Below are 17,531 nucleotides of genomic sequence, written 5' to 3' on the forward strand. Positions count from 1 at the left end.
GTGTTGTGATTCTTCCTATGGTAATTACTGTGTATACAAAATAAAAACCAGGGGTAAAAAATAATGAACAAAGTCTTTAAATATTTTTTAATTTTACTCTCGCTTGTCCTGGTCATTATTCCTATCATTTTTGCAGTGATACTTTTAAAAACATCTCAAAATGCTATCAATACTTCTTTTAGCGGAGATAATACAGACAGAAAATCAAATTTGAGAAGTGAAAAAGTAAATCCTTCTAAAGATCCTGTTTCCATCTTATTTTTAGGAATAGATGATAATAAAGGAAGACGAGAAAATGGTCAGTCTACTGAACATTCCAGAACAGACGCAATGATTTTATCTACACTTAATCCTGACAAGAATCAAGTCAGAATGCTAAGTATTCCGCGTGACACAATTAGTTACATCCCTAAAGTCGGATATTATGATAAAATAACGCACGCACATGCATATGGCGGACCTGTTGCAGCAATGGATTCAGTAGAAGGTACACTGAATGTGCCCGTAGATTATTATGTCCGTGTAGATATGGATGCTTTTGTTCAAGCTGTGGACGAATTGGGCGGTATTTATTACGATGTACCTTATGATTTAAACGAACCGAACACGAATGATGATGGCCGTACTAAAGTAAAAAAAGGTTATCACAAATTAAATGGCGACCAAGCTTTAGCTGTTGCCCGAACAAGACATCAAGATTCTGACTTGAAACGTGGACAAAGACAAATGGAATTGATTAAAATTCTATTTAAAAAAGCTCAAAAATTAGATTCTGTTAATAAACTGAATAACCTAGTAGAAATTGTCGGTAAGAATTCTAAACATGATTTATCCAACAAAGATATTCAAAGTTTATTAAGTACATATCTTTCAACTAACATTAAAATCAAAACCAACCAATTAAAAGGCGAGAATGACATGCTGAATGGTGTTTATTATTACAATCCAGACATGAAGAGTATTAAGAAATTCTCTAATTTATTGCGTGGAGATTTAGGGTTATCTAAAATTAAAAACGATGATGACTTCTTAAACCAACGTGTTATTGATCAATATGGAGAGCTTATACCATTAACTGAAATTGATAAAAGTTTATTACGGAAAAATCAACATGATACTTCCAAAGGTAACGATAACTCTGACGTTGGTGAAGATAATAATGATAATAATCAAAGCCAAGGTCAAGGTGATGAGCAGCAGAACAATCAAAATCAACAAGATCAAATTGATCCAAATGCTCAACAAGACCCATATGGTTATAATCAGGATCAACAACAAGCACCTGATCAATCACAACAACAAGAAAATCAACAACCTGATATGAACAACTATCAACAAGCGCCTTCTAATCAAGGGTATTATTAATTATAGAAGGGAGAGAACATGATGACGCGAAAAACATATGAAAAACTTAACAATATTAATGGAATGTTCGGCATCTTAGAACAACAAATTATTCATAGCAAAGATATGGCGCATTTTCGCAATGAATTTTTCTATGTAAACCATGAACATCGAGAGAATTATGAAGCGTTGCTATTATATTATAAAGATAGTGTAGAAAACCCATTCATCGATGGCGCTTGTTATATCGTCGCACTTCCTGAAATATTCGATCGTGTAGATGTATTCCAAGCAGAATTACCATTCTCATGGGTTTATGATGAAAATGGCGTGACGGAAACGATGCAAAAAATCAGTGTCCCTATTCAATACCTTATTGCAGCTGCTTTAGAAGTAACTGATGTAAATATCTTTAAACCTTCTGGGTTTACAATGGGAATGAACAACTGGAATATTGCTCAAATGCGTATCTTCTGGCAATATACTGCTATTGTAAGAAAATATGCTCAATAAAAATCAATCGCTGTAAGTGCAACAAATCAAGTGCATTTACAGCGATTTTTTTGTATCCTTGGAAAAACTGATTGAAATTACTAAAAATAAAAGGTTGGTAAAATTATGTATAAAATAGCAGACAGCAAAAAAGAGTTGAATGATTGTTTCGAACTAAGAAAAGAAGTTTTTGTAGATGAACAAAATGTCCCTCAAGAAAATGAATTTGACGAGTTTGAAGATGAGTCTACTCATATTATTGTATATGATAATGATAAAAGACCCCTTGCAACTGCTCGATATCGTTCCTATCAAGGCAAAGCTAAAATCGAGCGGGTTGTCGTTGTTAAAGATCAAAGAATGCATGGTATCGGACGTAGGTTAATGCAATTTATAGAGGAAGCAGCTCAAAAAGACGGCTTTAAAGAAGCAGTATTAAATGGACAAATTCAAGCACAATCATTCTATGAATCCTTAGGTTATCATCCACAAGGTGAAATATTTATAGAGGAAGAAATCAAACATATCAAAATGCAAAAACAACTTTAATTTAACATTTTTAATAATCTCAAGAAAAAGGGCTATATTTAAAGCCCTTTTTCTTTTGTAAAATCAACATAAAAATCTATTAATCTATCATTTAATGAATTTCATAATGGATTTAAGATATTAAGGTTTGATTACAAAATGATTAAAAAGGCTAATCTACGACTTAAGAAGTATTATACTGTATGAAAATGATATATTACATAGTGATGACAAGTCATTATATCCTCTCACTCTATTAAACTATCATGTGTTAAGTCACTTTGATTTGGATATATAAACTTGGAGAGTCTGTTTACATACAGCGATTCTGTTACTTCTATATCACGTTATATATTTTCTGACATTACACCAGACCTTTATTAAGGCCATGATTAACAAACTTCTTCGAGGACAGAAAATACAACTCGAAACGTTTGTCTACAGACTGTAATATATCCAAATATAATATATGGTAAAAAGGAGTAGTTTCATGTCTAAAAAGTTTCATTACAAAGCACCCGCTATCATAGCACTCACTATTGCAGGCACTGCAATCACTACGCACCAAGCTTTTGCAGATAGTTCAACTGGAACTAATACAAACACAGATAGCAATCGTACTGCAGATCAGACACAACAACCGACGAACCAAACAAAAGACACTCAAGTTCAAACGAATAATTCAAATACTAAAGTTGCAGGTACTCAAACATATAAAGATCCTGCCCAAGTACAACCTGTAAATAATAATCAAAATTTGAACTATGATTCAAAACTTGAGGACTTAAATTCTAAAGCAGATAATAGTAATGTTACTGCTACAGGACAAACTTCTAATGAACAGCAATCAAATGTATCTAACACACCTGAATCATCAGCAGATAATTCTACAAATACAACTCAGCAATCTGATCAATCAGCTGAAAATACTGTTCAAAATCCAACAAACCAAACTAAAGTTGAAAATAATCAATCTCAACAAAATGTGGTTCAATCACAATCCGACTCTAATCAATTAGACAATTCAAATAATCAACAAAACGCAGTTGAACAAAATAAAAACCAAATTGGTAATACTGCATCTGTAAATGCAGAGCAACAAAAACCTGAACAGACAAACAATGATGCGCAACAATCTGTGCAGACAAACACTGCAAATACTGAAAGCAAAGCCGCACCTAAGTTAGCTATGCGTTCTTTCGCTGCTCAGCCAACAACTAATACGACTCAAAAACAAGCAGTTCAACCTGCTGCTCAGACAGCTAAGACAACGACAGCTACTGCACAAAAACAAACGGTTCAACCTGCCGCTCAAACGGCTAAAGCACCGGCAGCTACTGCACAAAAACAAACGGTTCAACCTGCTGCTCAAACGGCTAAAACAACTGCGGCTACAACTCAAAAACAAGCAGTTCAACCAACGGCGAAAACTGCAACAACTACAGCAAACCGTTCAGTAGCACCTGCAACTACAGCAGCAAAAACAACGGCTACTTCTTCATTACCGAAGTACAAGCCAGCTGTAAACTCGTCTATTAATGATTATATTCGTAAAAATAATTATAAAGCGCCAACATATGAACAAGATTTTTCTTCATATCTACCTAAATATGATTATCGTTACGGTAAACCAGAAGGTATTGTAGTTCATGATACAGCTAATGATAATTCAAATATTAACGGCGAAATCAGTTATATGAAAAATAATTGGCAAAATGCGTTTGTTCATGGCTTCATTGACGGCAACCGAATTGTAGAAACTGCAAATACTGATTATCTTGCATGGGGAGCTGGTCCAGTAGCTAACCAACGTTTTATCCATATCGAACTTGTTCATGAACATAGCTATGATGGTTTCGCTCGCCAAATGAATAACTATGCTGATTATGCAGCTACTAACTTGCAATATTATGGTTTGAAACCGGATAGTGCTGAATATGACGGTCAAGGTACTGTATGGACACACTATGCAATTTCAAAATATTTAGGTGGAACAGATCATTCAGATCCACACGGTTACTTACAAGCGCATAATTATAGTTATGATCAATTATACGATTTAATTAACGAAAAATATTTAATTAAGCAAGGTCAAGTGGCTCCTTGGGGTACAACAGCAAGTACACCATCAACGCCTAGCAAAAATACATCAAATACACCAAAACCATCAACAACACCTACTAATTCTCAATTAAAAGTAATTCCTGTTGATTCAATCGGTCGTGTTGCTGCAAATAATCATGGTGTATATACATCTGTATATGATAAAGCTGGTGTACAAAAACCTTCAGTTAATGACAGAACTTATCGTTTAACTAAAAAAGCTTTATTAGGTGATAAATCGTTCTATTTAATCACAGATTATAATAAAAACACTAATGTTGGATGGGTTCAAACTAGTGATATCAACTATCGTGTAGGTAAACCTGTAACAACTAATACAACAACATATTCTGTTCAACCAGGAACAAAACTTTATCACACGCCATGGGGCTCTGAACGTCAATCAATCGGTTCAGTGACAGGAACAGGCTCACAACAATTTAAAGCTCAAAAACAAACTGAAGTAGGTACATCAACTTATGTTTATGGCGCTGTAAATGGTAAAAACGCTTGGGTTGATAGTGCAAAATTATCAAAATATACTGCACCTAAAACTGCAGTAAAATCTGTTGCGGCTCCAAAAACACAAGTTAAAGCAGCAACTACAACAACACCATCGAAATCAAACAAAACTACTGCTGCTAAACCAGCAACAAACACTAAAACAACGGCAAAAACTGCGGCTAAGCCAACAACAAATACTAAAGCAACAGCTAAAACTGCAGCCAAACCAGTTGCTAAAACTAATACAGCAACTAAAACTGCGGCTAAACCAGTTGCCAAGACTAATACAGCAACTAAAACTACTGCCAAACCTAATGTTGTAACTAAAGCTGCAACTGCAGTTAAAAAAGCAGTTCAACCAACAGCTAAAGCAGCAACTACAGCTAAACCTGCTGCTAAAACAGCTACTAACGCTGCTGTAAAACCTGCAGCGAAGACAACAACTGCTACTAAAGGTAAGAGTACTTCTCCGCTTAATCAAACTGTTGTTGTAAATAAATTAGGACAATATGTTTCTAATCAATATGGTTTACGTGCTTCTGTTTATGATGCTAAAGGAGCTAATGCAGCTAAATATTTAGGTTACACATATGATATTTTAAGAGAACGTAACCAAGATGGTACACTTTACTATCTATTACAAAATAACGGTCTTTCAACTCCGCTTGGATGGGTAAACGCTAAAGACGTAAAAGTTGTAAACCAAAGCAACGCAACACCTGTTTCAACAAAATATAATGTTAAACAAGGTAACAATGGACTTTATACAATGCCTTGGGGTACATCTAAACAACAAATTGACACTTTAAAACAAACTAATAGTGCTTTCCAAGCTTCTAAACGCAAATTAGTGAATGGTGCAGCTTATGTTTATGGTACTGTAAATGGCAAAACTGGATGGATTGCAGAAAAAGACTTAGTTCAATCAAATGCTAAAGCTGCGACTACTCCTGTTAAAGCACAACCAGCTACAGCTTATAAACATGATTACATTGTTGCTAATGCTGGAAGCAATTATTACAATACACCAAACGGTAAAATTTTAGGTTCATTGAGAAATCAATATGGCAATATCATTTCTGTTTATGAAAAACAACTTGTAAATGGTGTTACTTGGTATCATGGAACTTTAGCAAATGGTAAAACAATTTGGATTAAAGCAGCCGATGTTCGCGACACGTTAACTAGAACAACAACTTCTAATTACTCACTAAACCAAGCAGCTAACATTCAATCAAGCTCACCTTGGCCACCACAGGTTCAACACACACCTGGTAAATGGGTAAATGCGACTAAAGATGAAGTCAAAACTGCAATGGATCCAAAAACTATAACTGAAGACGCTACACAAAAATATCAATTCTTACGTTTAGATAAAGCACAAAACCTTTCAACAAGCAGTGTTAATCAGTTATTGAAAGGAAAAGGCATTTTAGAAGGACAAGGAGCAGCATTTGCACAAGCCGCACAAAAATATGACATTAATGAAATTTACTTAATCTCTCATGCGCTATTAGAAACTGGAAACGGTACATCTGCCCTAGCAAATGGCGGTTATGTAGATAATAATAATAAAGTTGTTACAAACAGCAATAAAAAATACTACAACATGTTCGGAATTGGTGCGATTGACACTGACGCTGTTCGCGGTGGATTCAAAACAGCTCAAAATTACGGCTGGGACACAGTAAGTAAAGCAATTGTTGGAGGCGCCCAATTCATTAAAGATGCTTATATTAATCAAGGACAAAACACATTATATCGTATGCGTTGGAACCCAAGCGCTCCAGGTAATCATCAATATGCAACTGATATTAACTGGGCAAGCCACAATGCAACACGTATGAAAACAATGTATGATTCTATTGGCGAATCAGGTAAATATTTTGATGTAGATAACTATAAAGGTTAATAACTACAAAAAGACCGACTTTCAACTAAAGAATGTTGAAGGGCGGTCTTTTTATTTGTTTGAAACCACAAGTTTTTTTCAATATAAAGCAACTTATGCTTCTATCAATTATATGACAAAACTTTTTTTATTCAATTTTACTAATAATTCATTTAATTGTTTAACATCGTCTTCAGACAATTTTTCACATCGTGCTTCTATCAATTCTTGCCTAGCCTCATTTATTTGGTTGATCAAAATACGTGATTTGTCTGTGATTTCTAATTCTTTACATCGTAGATCTTGATGTGATTGATGACGAACTACATAGCCAAGATTGACCAATTTTTTAATCCAGCGAGAAACAATAGATTGTTCTTTCCCTACTTTCATCGTTAAATCAAATTGTGACAAGCGATGGTATTCATTTAGTGTTCTCAAAAGCTCAATTTGTTCTATTGTTAAATTTGCTCGTTGTCCAAAACGTTTGTTTACTATGATTAAATCATTATTTGTAACAGTAATTTGTTGTTCAAGTTGTTTATACATAAGCTGTCTACTCCACTCATTTTAATTATTTATATTATGAACTACATCGCAACTGAAGTAAAGAGTTTCTAAGAACACGTATATTTTGATTCGTTAATTTTAAGATATAGCAACAGTGTTTTATAAATTAATATAAATTTGTTCTTAAACGAAATCCTATTATATTTTTCTATGCAACGCAATTAACCTTATCTATAAAGTTAGCTATTTCTATATTTAATGACTTTTTACAACTTCCCTAAATAAAATAAAAGACACAAAGTGTCTAAAAGTTGTTTATCTTGCAATTTACTCTATATATGTAATACGTTAGGATTATCCTAATTATTTAAAGGAGAATACATATCGTTATGCACAAGACTCTAGATCATCGCGATTACTTTTTCGATAATGCACGTGCGTTTCTTATATACCTCGTAGTACTTGGCCATCTTATTAACCCTTATGTAGAAGGCCATAAGTTTATGGGGTCGCTATATTTATTGATTTATAGCTTTCATATGCCCTCATTCTTATTTATTTCAGGGTATTTTTCAAAAAATGCAGGCAAACCTGGTCATCTAGAAAAAGTAGCTAAAAAATTACTTGTACCATACATTTGTTTCTTCTGCTTCTTTTCAGTTTATTACTATTTAACAGGGAAAAGCAGTGATTTACAATTAGATCCATTTAATCCGGTATTTGCTTTATGGTTTTTACTTACATTATTTATGTTCCATGTAATTTTAATCATCGTAAAGAATTATAAGCCATATTATGTAATGCCTATTGCGATTTTAGTCGCAATGTTTGCTGGATTTTCTTCAAATATTGATGGTTACATGAGTTACTCTAGAACAATTGTCTTTTTCCCAATTTTTTATCTAGGTTATTTAATGAACAAACATCAAACTATGATTTTACGTAATAAACGATGGTTGCCAATTTCTATTTCGATTTTAATCGCATTTTTTGTCATTTATACAATTCACCCTATCAATTCAGATTGGTTATTGGGAAGTTCGCCTTATAGCTCTTTAGACGGCGAAAATATATTTAGTCCGCTTAAAAGACTGCTATTATATTTTATCATCTGTATAACGATGTTTTCTTTTATGAATTTGATGTCATCTAAAAAACATTTTTACACTTATATAGGTCAACGAACAATGTATGTATATCTTTTACATGGCCTAGTGATTGGTATTATTCGCGGATTCGATCTTTATCCTTTTAAAGATCCTATTTCAATTTTCACTTATATTTATTTATTTGGTACTTCTGCCATTATTGTTTACGTATTATCTACCAATTTTGTAGCAAAATGGGCAAACCCTGTTATCAATTTGAAATCACCTTCAAAATTTGTTCCTTAGTTTGCAGTTGGCTCATATTTTATGAGTCAGCTGTTTTTATTTTATTCCAAAATTGCTTATCTTCAGATAACTATTCGATTTTTTACTATTAAATATGATAAGATGAAATTTATATACATATCGAAGTTAATAATAGAGGTGTAACACAGTGAAACTATCTTTAAATAACCAATCTAAATTTTTACGTGCTCCAAGTATTCGTCAATTTTCAAGCCGCATTAAAAATATACCTGATTGTATCAACCTTACTATTGGACAACCTGATTTTCCGATGCCTGATGTTGTAAAAGAAGCATACATCAAAGCTATCAAAGAAAACCAAACGAGTTATTCTCACAATAAAGGTTTAATGGAAACAAGAACAGCGATAAGAAACTATTTTAAACAACGTTATGACTTTGATTATACAGAAGAAGAAATTATTGTTACGAATGGCGCAAGCGAAGCTATCGATACAGCTTTAAGAAGTATCTTAGAGCCTGGTGATGAAATTATACTCCCAAGCCCTATTTATGCAGGTTATATACCTTTAATCGAAACTTTAGGTGGAAATCCAGTTTACGTTGATACAACACAAACTAATTTTAAAATTACTCCAGAAGCAATTAAAAATAATATAACACCAAAGACCAAAGCAATTATGCTTAATTATCCAACCAATCCAACAGGCGTAATTTTAAGTCATGAAGAGGCTGCTGCGCTTGCTGAAGAATTAAAGCAACACGAAATATTTATTTTAAGTGATGAAATATACGCTGAGAATACTTTTAAAGGACAACATACTTCTTTAGCAGAATTCCCAGAAATTCGAGACCAGTTGCTCTTAATTAGCGGCTTAAGCAAATCTCATTCAGCAACTGGAATACGTATCGGTTTTTTATTAGGACCAGAATATTTAATTGAAAAACTGACTTTCATGCATGCTTATAATACAATCTGTGCAAATGTACCTGCTCAAATCGCTACTATTGCTGCTTTAACAGATGGAATAGATGCACCTCAAAATATGAACGAAGCATACAAAGAACGCTTGGCATATTTGAAATCTCGCTTATTAAAAATGGGATTTAAATTAGATGCTGAACCAGAAGGTGCTTTTTACATCTTTCCTAGTTTAGCACAGTTTGGTATAGATGATGATTTTCAATTTTGTGTAGATGCTTTAGAAAAAGGACATATAGCCATGGTACCTGGTTCTTCATTTACAGATGCTGGCAGTGGCCATATCCGTATTTCTTATGCGTATGATCTTGAAACAATAAAAGAAGGCATGGACCGTTTAGAAAACTTTTTAAATAGTTATGTCAAATAAACAAAAATGAGAGCTTATCAATTTAAGATACGCTCTCATTTTTTGAGTTCTATTGGAAAACACAATTAACATATAAATAATTATTATATAACATTTATACACAATCTTATTTATATTCATTTTTTAAGATTATTAAACAACTTAAACTTCAGCTAAGTTTTTATCAACGAAGGTTTGCATCAAGTTATAATAACTTAATTTTTCATCCTCAGTTAAATTCAATCGCTCTACTACATGACTTGAAATATCCGAAAATTCTTTTTTTAGAGAAGTACCTTTTTGTGTTAAACGCAGCATAACTTTTCTTTCATCTTCTGGTAATCTCATTCTTTTAATTAAATTTTTCTTTTCTAATCTTTTAACAATCGGACTGATAGTTCCAGAATCTAAATGCAATTTGTCACAAAGTGTTTTTACATATATTTCTTCGCCATCTTTTATGTAAGATAATACAATATAATTCGGAAAACTGATGTTATACTGCTTTAAATACTTATTAAAACGATTTACTATTTCTTTAGTCGTAATGTAAAAAAGAAAGCATAAGTCTTGATCAAATTTGCTATTCTGATTATTAGCCAATATATTCACCTCCATTTAAATATATTCAATTTTTCAATGATTGTCAATATAATACTTTAATTTTAGAAGTTATTTTAAACCAGTTTTTTACAATTTGTTTAACTTAAGCAACTATTTTATTTAATTAATTGATTGCATATCAAGATATATGAGTTTTTCCTTGATTTTTTAAAAATAAAAACGTGTACTTTATTAATTATATATAAATGGTTATCAAATACCATTTGATACAAAGTATAAAATGTTGGAATTGATGAAAAAGAAAAAGCCCCCTAATAAGGGAGCTTAAAAATATAATCTATTTTTTTAATTAAGGGAATTTAGGGAATTTATCAAAATCAGGTTTGCGTTTTTCTTTAAACGCATCACGACCTTCTTTTGCTTCATCAGTTGTATAATAAAGTAATGTTGCATCTCCAGCCATTTGTTGCAAGCCAGCTAATCCATCTGTATCAGCATTCATTGCTGCTTTTAAGAAACGTAAAGCAGTTGGAGAATGTTGCATCATTTCTTTACACCATTGTACTGTTTCATCTTCTATACGATCTAATGGTACTACAGTATTAGCCATACCCATATCTAATGCTTGTTGTGCATCATATTGACGACATAAGTACCAGATTTCACGAGCTTTTTTATGTCCAACGATTCTTGCTAAATAGCCTGAACCATAACCAGCATCGAATGAACCAACTTTAGGGCCTGTTTGACCGAATTTAGCATTGTCTGCAGCAATTGTTAGGTCACAAACAACTTGTAATACGTTACCGCCACCGATTGCATAACCTTTTACCATAGCGACAACTGGTTTAGGAATGACACGGATTAAACGTTGTAAATCAAGTACGTTTAAACGAGGAATCTGGTCATCGCCAACGTAACCGCCGTGACCACGAACTTTTTGGTCTCCGCCTGAACAGAATGCTAAATCGCCTTCTCCTGTTAAAATAATAGTTGAAATGTTTTGATCATCACGTGCACGTGAAAAAGCATCAATCATTTCTTGAACAGTTTTAGGCGTGAATGCATTACGAACTTCTGGACGATTAATCGTAATTTTAGCGATACCTTCAAAAAATTCATATTTTATCTCTTCATATTCTTTAATTGTTTCCCACTGTCTAGTCATTTTGCTCCTCCTTATTTAAAAAACCTAATACTATTATATCAAATTGTGCTGTATCTTCCACATGAACTGTATGCCCTGCTTGTGATACTATGTGTACTTCGCAATGTGAAATACAATCTTTCATCTTTTCTGCAATATTTACAAACTTTTCATCTCGCTCGCCGACTATGATACATACAGGAATAGAAAGTTCATTCAGTTCTGGCCATAGATTAGGCATATTACCTGTACCATAATCTCTTAATGCTTTTGCTAATCGTTGAGGATTTTGCGCTAACCGCATCTTACGGATACGTTTTCGTTCATTTTCACTCATCATTTCAGCTTGGCTTGCAAATAATGGTAGTTTTTCCCAATCATTAACAAACACTTCAATACCTGCTATTTCTAATACCTTAGCGCGTGCTTCATCCACTTGTATACGTTCACTGCGCGATGCATTGTCTTGAATACCTGGTGAAGCACTTTCTAAGATTAGTCCCTCTAATTTGATTTTTCCATGGAGTGCATAATATAAAGCGGTACGTCCGCCCATAGAATAACCGTGCATAGTAATATTATACTTGCGAAATTTCTGCAGTACCTCATCTAATTGCTGTTGAATAAAATTAAAATCCCAAGTCTCTGTATCTAAGCTATAATCTGCTCCATGACCTGGCAATTCAATTGTTAAGACCGAAACTTGTTCTCTTAATTTTTCAATATGTGCATCAAACATAGACGCATCACTTATAAAACCGTGTAACATAACCAATAGATGGTTAGAATGTTCTTCAGACTTATTTTCATAAAAATTATAATTAAGCATTAACAATTTCACTCAATTTCTTATATAAAATTTGATGTTGTTGAAGATTATCTTCACGATCTGTACGCAGTTCGTAAATATAAGAATCCAGTTGAGATAATGATGTGTATTTAAAATCTTCCACTGTTTCCAAATATTTATAACCAAAATCATAAAGTAACGCAGCATGTTTAAATTCTAAATGAGTTGGTGTACCGAATAAACGTTCAAAGTATTGTGCAGCTGATTTTTTTTGAGGAAGATAAGAGAAAATGCCTCCTCCATCATTGTTCAATAACACAATATTAATATGAATATCATTCAATTTGGCCATCAACAAGCCATTCATATCATGATAAAAAGCTAAGTCGCCGATAAGCAACGTGACTTTTTTGTGTACTGCCATGCCGAGCGCAGTTGAAATGACACCATCAATGCCATTTGCACCTCTGTTCGCATAGATTTGTACTTTGCCTTTCACAAATAAATTGTCTATATCTCTAATAGGCATGCTGTTGCTGACAAACAATGTATCTTCTTCAGTTAGTTTCTCTAATAAAACACCTATATTCGCAGCTTCATCTGTTGCATGATTTACATAACTTTCAACTTCTGCGATAGCTTGATAATTCATCTTTTGCCATTGTGTCAACCATGATTGGCGATGTACAACCGGTACTTCTCCAAGAGATCTGAAGAAATCATTTGCAGACATTTCAAATGTAATATTTGAAGGAACTGGAAAAGCATCAGGCAGCGCACTATTTTGTACTAATATTTGATACGCATCCGAAGTTTTTAACCATTGGTTCAATTTTTTAGACAAAACAGGTTTGCCTACTCTAATAACAAAATCAACATCAGGATTAAAACCAGCACGATACAATAAATCGTAAGTCGAAATAACATTAGGATGCTCTGATTGTCTCAACCCGCTTAAAGGACCTGCAAGTATCGGCAAATCGTGTACAGTGGCAAAAGGCAACAATTCTCGTGCATCTTGATGTTGCATATCTCCTACAATGATAATACCTTTCTTTCTTTTCAGTATTGGAATGATATTATCAATTGAAGCCGTCTTTTGATAAGTCGGTATCTCTTTTTTTTCTGATAGTAATAAATCTGTCATATCGAAATTAGGTGTAAGCGGCTCTCTGAACGGTAAATTAAAGTGTACAGGTCCTCGTTGTGGCCCTTGGAAAAATTGACTTGCAATTTGCATTTGATATTTTACAACTTCAACCGCTCCATCTGAATCATCGGCAAGCGGCATATCAAATTGATGACGCACAAAATTTTGAAACATATTGACTTGATTCAAAGTTTGCGGCGCACCAATTCCACGTAACTCATGGGGTCTATCGCTCGTTAAAACAACAAGCGGCAGGTTACTGATATCACTTTCAGCAACAGCCGAAGAATAATTAGTTGCTGCTGTTCCTGAGGTACATAAAATAGCAACCGGGCGATTACTTCCTTTAATTAATCCCAGCGCAAAAAAAGATGCGCTTCGTTCATCTGGATGAATCCACGTTTTTATATTTGGATGTGCTTCAAATGCTAAAGCAAGCGGAGTAGATCGTGACCCTGGACTGATAACTACTTCTCTTATTCCATAAGCATACATCTCAGATGCCATTGCAAATACTTGTTTAGTTAATAAATTTTGATGGTTATCCATGATTTTCGACTCCTAAAGCATTCATCATCGGTGTAAACTTGAGTGTTGTCTCTGCTAATTCACTTTCCGGTTCTGATTGCTTAATAATTCCACAGCCAGCAAATAATGTTGCCTGATTTTTCTTAATCAACATAGAACGTATTGCGACGATAAATTGACAATTATCATCCATATCAATATAACCTACAGGTGATCCATATAATCCACGCGTACCAAACTCTTTCTGCTCTATAAAATCAACAGCCTTTTCTTTCGGAAATCCGCCAAGAGCGGGCGTAGGATGCAAACGATCTAATAGGCCGATATACGTTTTATCTTTGAGTTCACCAGAAATTTCAGTATATAAATGATAAAGATGGTCATTTTTTAAAATTTTCGGGTGTTTATTATACTCTACATCACCAACATAAGGTTCAATATCATCCAAAATACTTTGAACAACGAAGCGATGTTCATGTAAATTCTTTTCATCTTGTAAAAATGCATTTAAATGTTTTTTATCTTCTGCTTCATCATTTGTACGTTTAATTGTACCTGCGACTGCTTTTGTTGATAAAACATTATTTTCTACTTCCATCAATTGTTCGGGTGTTTGTGAAAAGAAAATAGATTGATCAGACTCCATCACAAAAATATAGCTGTTTGATTCATTTTTCAGTGCATTTTCTAATACATAAGCAATATCAATATCTTTTTTAAATTGAATCATGCGACGACGTGCTAGAACGATTTTTTCGTCTTCATTCATTGTATCAATTGCTTCTCGAACAATATTCAACCACTCATCTTTATAAATATCTTCACTGCGTTTAATATCTCCATTCGCATGTGTCGGTTGAACTTCTGTACTCGCAATTTTATTCGCAAGCGCTTTTAAATCCTCTATGTCAAATGTCTCTCTAGGTACTGTATAGGTTAAAATTGTTTCATTTTTTTCCATTGTAATCAGTACTTTCGGCAATACAAAGTGATTCAATCCGAATTGGCGCCATTCATCATCTGATTTGTGACTTGAAAATTGAAAACCACCGCAAACTTTCAGATGGTGTTTAGGTGTATCCGGATGGATGAGTGCAATATTTTCTTTATATTTCTCCCATTCTCGAAAAATAGATTGTTTATTTTCATGATTATTTTTCAATTTTAATAGTGCATCATATCCGAAAAATGCTGTTTTCCCAGAGTTGTCTTTAAAATAAAAACGGTCTTGAGCTTGTCCCTCAGTCATTTGAAAGAGCATAATCGGATTTGTCGGCTGGTCAATTTTAATCTCGACAGAAACCCAGGACTCTGAATTTTCATAAATGGCGTCGAGAATTTGATCATCCTTAACACTTACAGTCATCTATCTCACTTCTTTCATCATTCAAATTATTCACATTATCTCATTGTATCATTTTTTATCTTCTACTGTACTTTGTTTTGCCCATAAATTAGTTGAAAACTTAACAAGATTTGACCTTTCCACTTTCATTGCTTAAAATAAATTTGTTAATCAGATTGCATTTTAACAATTATTATCCGCACTCTGAAATTTGTTATATTAAAGAATAAAAAGGAGAAAAAATGTCAAATCAATATCAGCAATATTCTACTGTACGAAAATACTGGCATTTAATGCGTCCCCACACACTAACAGCTTCAGTTGTTCCTGTTCTGGTTGGTACTGCAACTGCTAAGCTTTTTCTATTAGGCAGTGAAGATCATTTAAAACTCAGTCTATTTCTAGCAATGTTACTTGCATGTTTACTTATTCAAGCTGCCACTAATATGTTCAACGAATATTACGACTTTAAGAAAGGTCTAGACGATCATACTTCCGTTGGTATCGGCGGCGCGATTGTACGTAATGGTATGAGTCCAAAACTGGTTATGAATCTTGCTATTGCATTTTATGTTATCGCAGGATTGCTCGGTCTTTTTATCGCCATACAATCATCATTCTTATTAATACCAGTTGGAATTGTCTGCATGGCAGTCGGTTATCTTTACACAGGCGGACCATTCCCTATTTCTTGGACACCATTTGGAGAATTATTCGCCGGTGTGTTTATGGGGCTTATCATAATCTTAATTTCATTCTTTATTCAAACTGATAATATCCAAGGTTATGCAGTTTGGATCAGTGTCCCGATTATTATTACAATTGGTCTTATAAATATGGCAAATAATATCCGCGACCGTGTTAAAGATAAACAAAGCGGACGTAAAACTTTACCGATTTTATTAGGTAAAAATAATTCTATTCGCTTTATGGCAGTCATGTATATCGTTGCTTATGTTTGGGTCATTTATACAGGTTTCTTTGTTCCAGGCGGTTCAATCTTTTACCTACTTGCATTATTATCATTCCCATTCCCAGTAAAAGCGATTCGCCGTTTCAAGAAAAACGACACACCTGCTGAAATGATGCCTGCAATGGCGGCTACAGGCAAAACAAATACTGTATTTGGTCTGCTTTATGCTTTAGGTATTTATATCAGTGCCTTATTAGGCGGAATTTAATTAATTATCGGACTGAAACGCTGAGCGACTATTGTTCAGTGTTTTTCTTATTTATAATCATATGACGATACTCATGACCGTACAAATCTATCGTTCCCTCCGTTTCAAAACCTAATCGTTGATAAAGTTGATATGCACCATTATTTTCATAATCACAACTCAAACTCAACTTTTTATCTCTATGTTCTTCTATAATATAATGCATAAGTTGTGTTGCGATTCCTTTGCCGCGGTATTGAGGAAAAACAGCTACAGTCTCAATATACAATTCATCATCTTTTGATTCTTTTAAAGGTAAAGGCGTTCCAATTTTACGTACTTTTTCAGGCAAATCAAGTTTTAACCAATTTTTTTCTAAATGCATTTCATCTTCACCTTTATATGTGACAATAATGCCTGCAACATCTCCATCTATTTCATAAACCAATACATTTTCATAAAAAGTTCGATATGGCACTTTTGTAATGGCTTGTTCTAACCATGATATAACTTGTGCTTTCTCAAATTTTTTTACAATAGGTAATTCCATATCCTCCCAAATAATATAAGATAACTCTGCAATCTCATGTTGATCTTCAAATTTAGCTTGTCGTATCATAATGTCCCCTCTTTTTCTATTAATCACTTATATTTTATCAATATTGCACACCTTTTGTGAAAGATGTATATGTATAGATAGTACAAATCGATGAATTTAGTATCATTCAAAAAATGACCATATATATTTTCTCAATTTAATTACCCTGTTAATAAGCATCTAAATTGGAAA

At 33.5% G+C, this 17,531-nt stretch carries 14 protein-coding genes; 7 read left to right on the top strand and 7 right to left on the bottom strand.

Annotated features, from left to right (window positions below):
• Positions 1–63 precede the first annotated feature (63 nt).
• From A4G25_RS04620 to A4G25_RS04635, 4 genes are all read left to right on the top strand, one after another.
• Entirely contained in the window at positions 64–1,365 is a 1,302-nt protein-coding gene (locus A4G25_RS04620) for an LCP family protein (RefSeq protein WP_047131736.1), read from the top strand.
• Positions 1,366–1,386: 21 nt separating this feature from the next.
• Positions 1,387–1,857 (top strand): DUF2538 family protein, encoded by a 471-nt coding sequence (locus A4G25_RS04625; protein WP_047131735.1) that lies wholly within the window; start codon positions 1,387–1,389, stop codon positions 1,855–1,857.
• 105 nt (positions 1,858–1,962) lie between these two features.
• Positions 1,963–2,385: a GNAT family N-acetyltransferase gene (locus tag A4G25_RS04630; RefSeq protein ID WP_047131734.1), complete on the top strand. Its 423-nt coding sequence runs from the start codon at positions 1,963–1,965 to the stop codon at positions 2,383–2,385.
• A 469-nt stretch (positions 2,386–2,854) separates the two neighbouring features.
• On the top strand, positions 2,855–6,883 hold the full coding sequence (locus tag A4G25_RS04635) for a glucosaminidase domain-containing protein (RefSeq protein ID WP_047131733.1): 4,029 nt from the start codon (positions 2,855–2,857) through the stop codon (positions 6,881–6,883).
• Between the two features lie 108 nt (positions 6,884–6,991).
• Here A4G25_RS04635 and A4G25_RS04640 read toward each other — a convergent pair whose 3' ends face one another.
• On the bottom strand, positions 6,992–7,411 hold the full coding sequence (locus tag A4G25_RS04640; RefSeq protein ID WP_047131732.1) for a MarR family transcriptional regulator: 420 nt from the start codon (positions 7,409–7,411) through the stop codon (positions 6,992–6,994).
• Positions 7,412–7,761: 350 nt separating this feature from the next.
• Here A4G25_RS04640 and A4G25_RS04645 point away from each other — a divergent pair, with 350 nt between their 5' ends.
• Positions 7,762–8,766: an acyltransferase family protein gene (locus A4G25_RS04645; protein WP_047131731.1), complete on the top strand. Its 1,005-nt coding sequence runs from the start codon at positions 7,762–7,764 to the stop codon at positions 8,764–8,766.
• 148 nt (positions 8,767–8,914) lie between these two features.
• A complete protein-coding gene (locus A4G25_RS04650; protein WP_047131730.1) occupies positions 8,915–10,078 on the top strand; it encodes an aminotransferase class I/II-fold pyridoxal phosphate-dependent enzyme in 1,164 nt (387 codons plus the stop codon).
• A gap of 141 nt (positions 10,079–10,219) precedes the next feature.
• On the opposite strand, the gene A4G25_RS04655 is transcribed toward A4G25_RS04650, so the two are convergent.
• The 5 genes from A4G25_RS04655 to A4G25_RS04675 all read right to left on the bottom strand — a co-directional run bounded on the left by A4G25_RS04655 (position 10,220) and on the right by A4G25_RS04675 (position 15,602).
• Positions 10,220–10,660, bottom strand: coding sequence for a MarR family winged helix-turn-helix transcriptional regulator (locus tag A4G25_RS04655; protein ID WP_047131729.1), 441 nt, complete (start codon positions 10,658–10,660; stop codon positions 10,220–10,222).
• 310 nt (positions 10,661–10,970) lie between these two features.
• The gene (menB, locus tag A4G25_RS04660; RefSeq protein ID WP_047131728.1) at positions 10,971–11,789 is read right to left on the bottom strand and encodes a 1,4-dihydroxy-2-naphthoyl-CoA synthase; all 819 of its coding nucleotides are present in this window, start codon (positions 11,787–11,789) and stop codon (positions 10,971–10,973) included.
• Complete coding sequence (menH, locus tag A4G25_RS04665; RefSeq protein ID WP_047131727.1) at positions 11,782–12,597, bottom strand: 2-succinyl-6-hydroxy-2,4-cyclohexadiene-1-carboxylate synthase; 816 nt, start codon at positions 12,595–12,597, stop codon at positions 11,782–11,784. The genes menB and menH overlap by 8 nt, the downstream gene beginning before the upstream one ends.
• Entirely contained in the window at positions 12,590–14,257 is a 1,668-nt protein-coding gene (gene menD / locus A4G25_RS04670) for a 2-succinyl-5-enolpyruvyl-6-hydroxy-3-cyclohexene-1-carboxylic-acid synthase (protein WP_047131726.1), read from the bottom strand. Before menD ends, menH begins: the two co-directional genes overlap by 8 nt.
• Positions 14,250–15,602 carry an isochorismate synthase gene (locus tag A4G25_RS04675; protein ID WP_047131725.1) on the bottom strand — a complete coding sequence of 451 codons (1,353 nt, stop codon included), beginning with the start codon at positions 15,600–15,602 and terminating at the stop codon, positions 14,250–14,252. The genes menD and A4G25_RS04675 overlap by 8 nt, the downstream gene beginning before the upstream one ends.
• 221 nt (positions 15,603–15,823) lie before the next feature.
• Between A4G25_RS04675 and A4G25_RS04680 the strand changes: the two genes are divergently transcribed.
• A complete protein-coding gene (locus A4G25_RS04680) occupies positions 15,824–16,762 on the top strand; it encodes a 1,4-dihydroxy-2-naphthoate polyprenyltransferase (RefSeq protein WP_047131724.1) in 939 nt (312 codons plus the stop codon).
• Between the two features lie 28 nt (positions 16,763–16,790).
• Here A4G25_RS04680 and A4G25_RS04685 read toward each other — a convergent pair whose 3' ends face one another.
• A complete protein-coding gene (locus tag A4G25_RS04685) occupies positions 16,791–17,360 on the bottom strand; it encodes a GNAT family N-acetyltransferase (RefSeq protein WP_047131723.1) in 570 nt (189 codons plus the stop codon).
• Positions 17,361–17,531: the final 171 nt, after the last annotated feature.

Origin of the sequence: Staphylococcus condimenti (assembly GCF_001618885.1) — a bacterium.
GTDB classification, from domain to species: Bacteria; Bacillota; Bacilli; order Staphylococcales; family Staphylococcaceae; genus Staphylococcus; species Staphylococcus condimenti.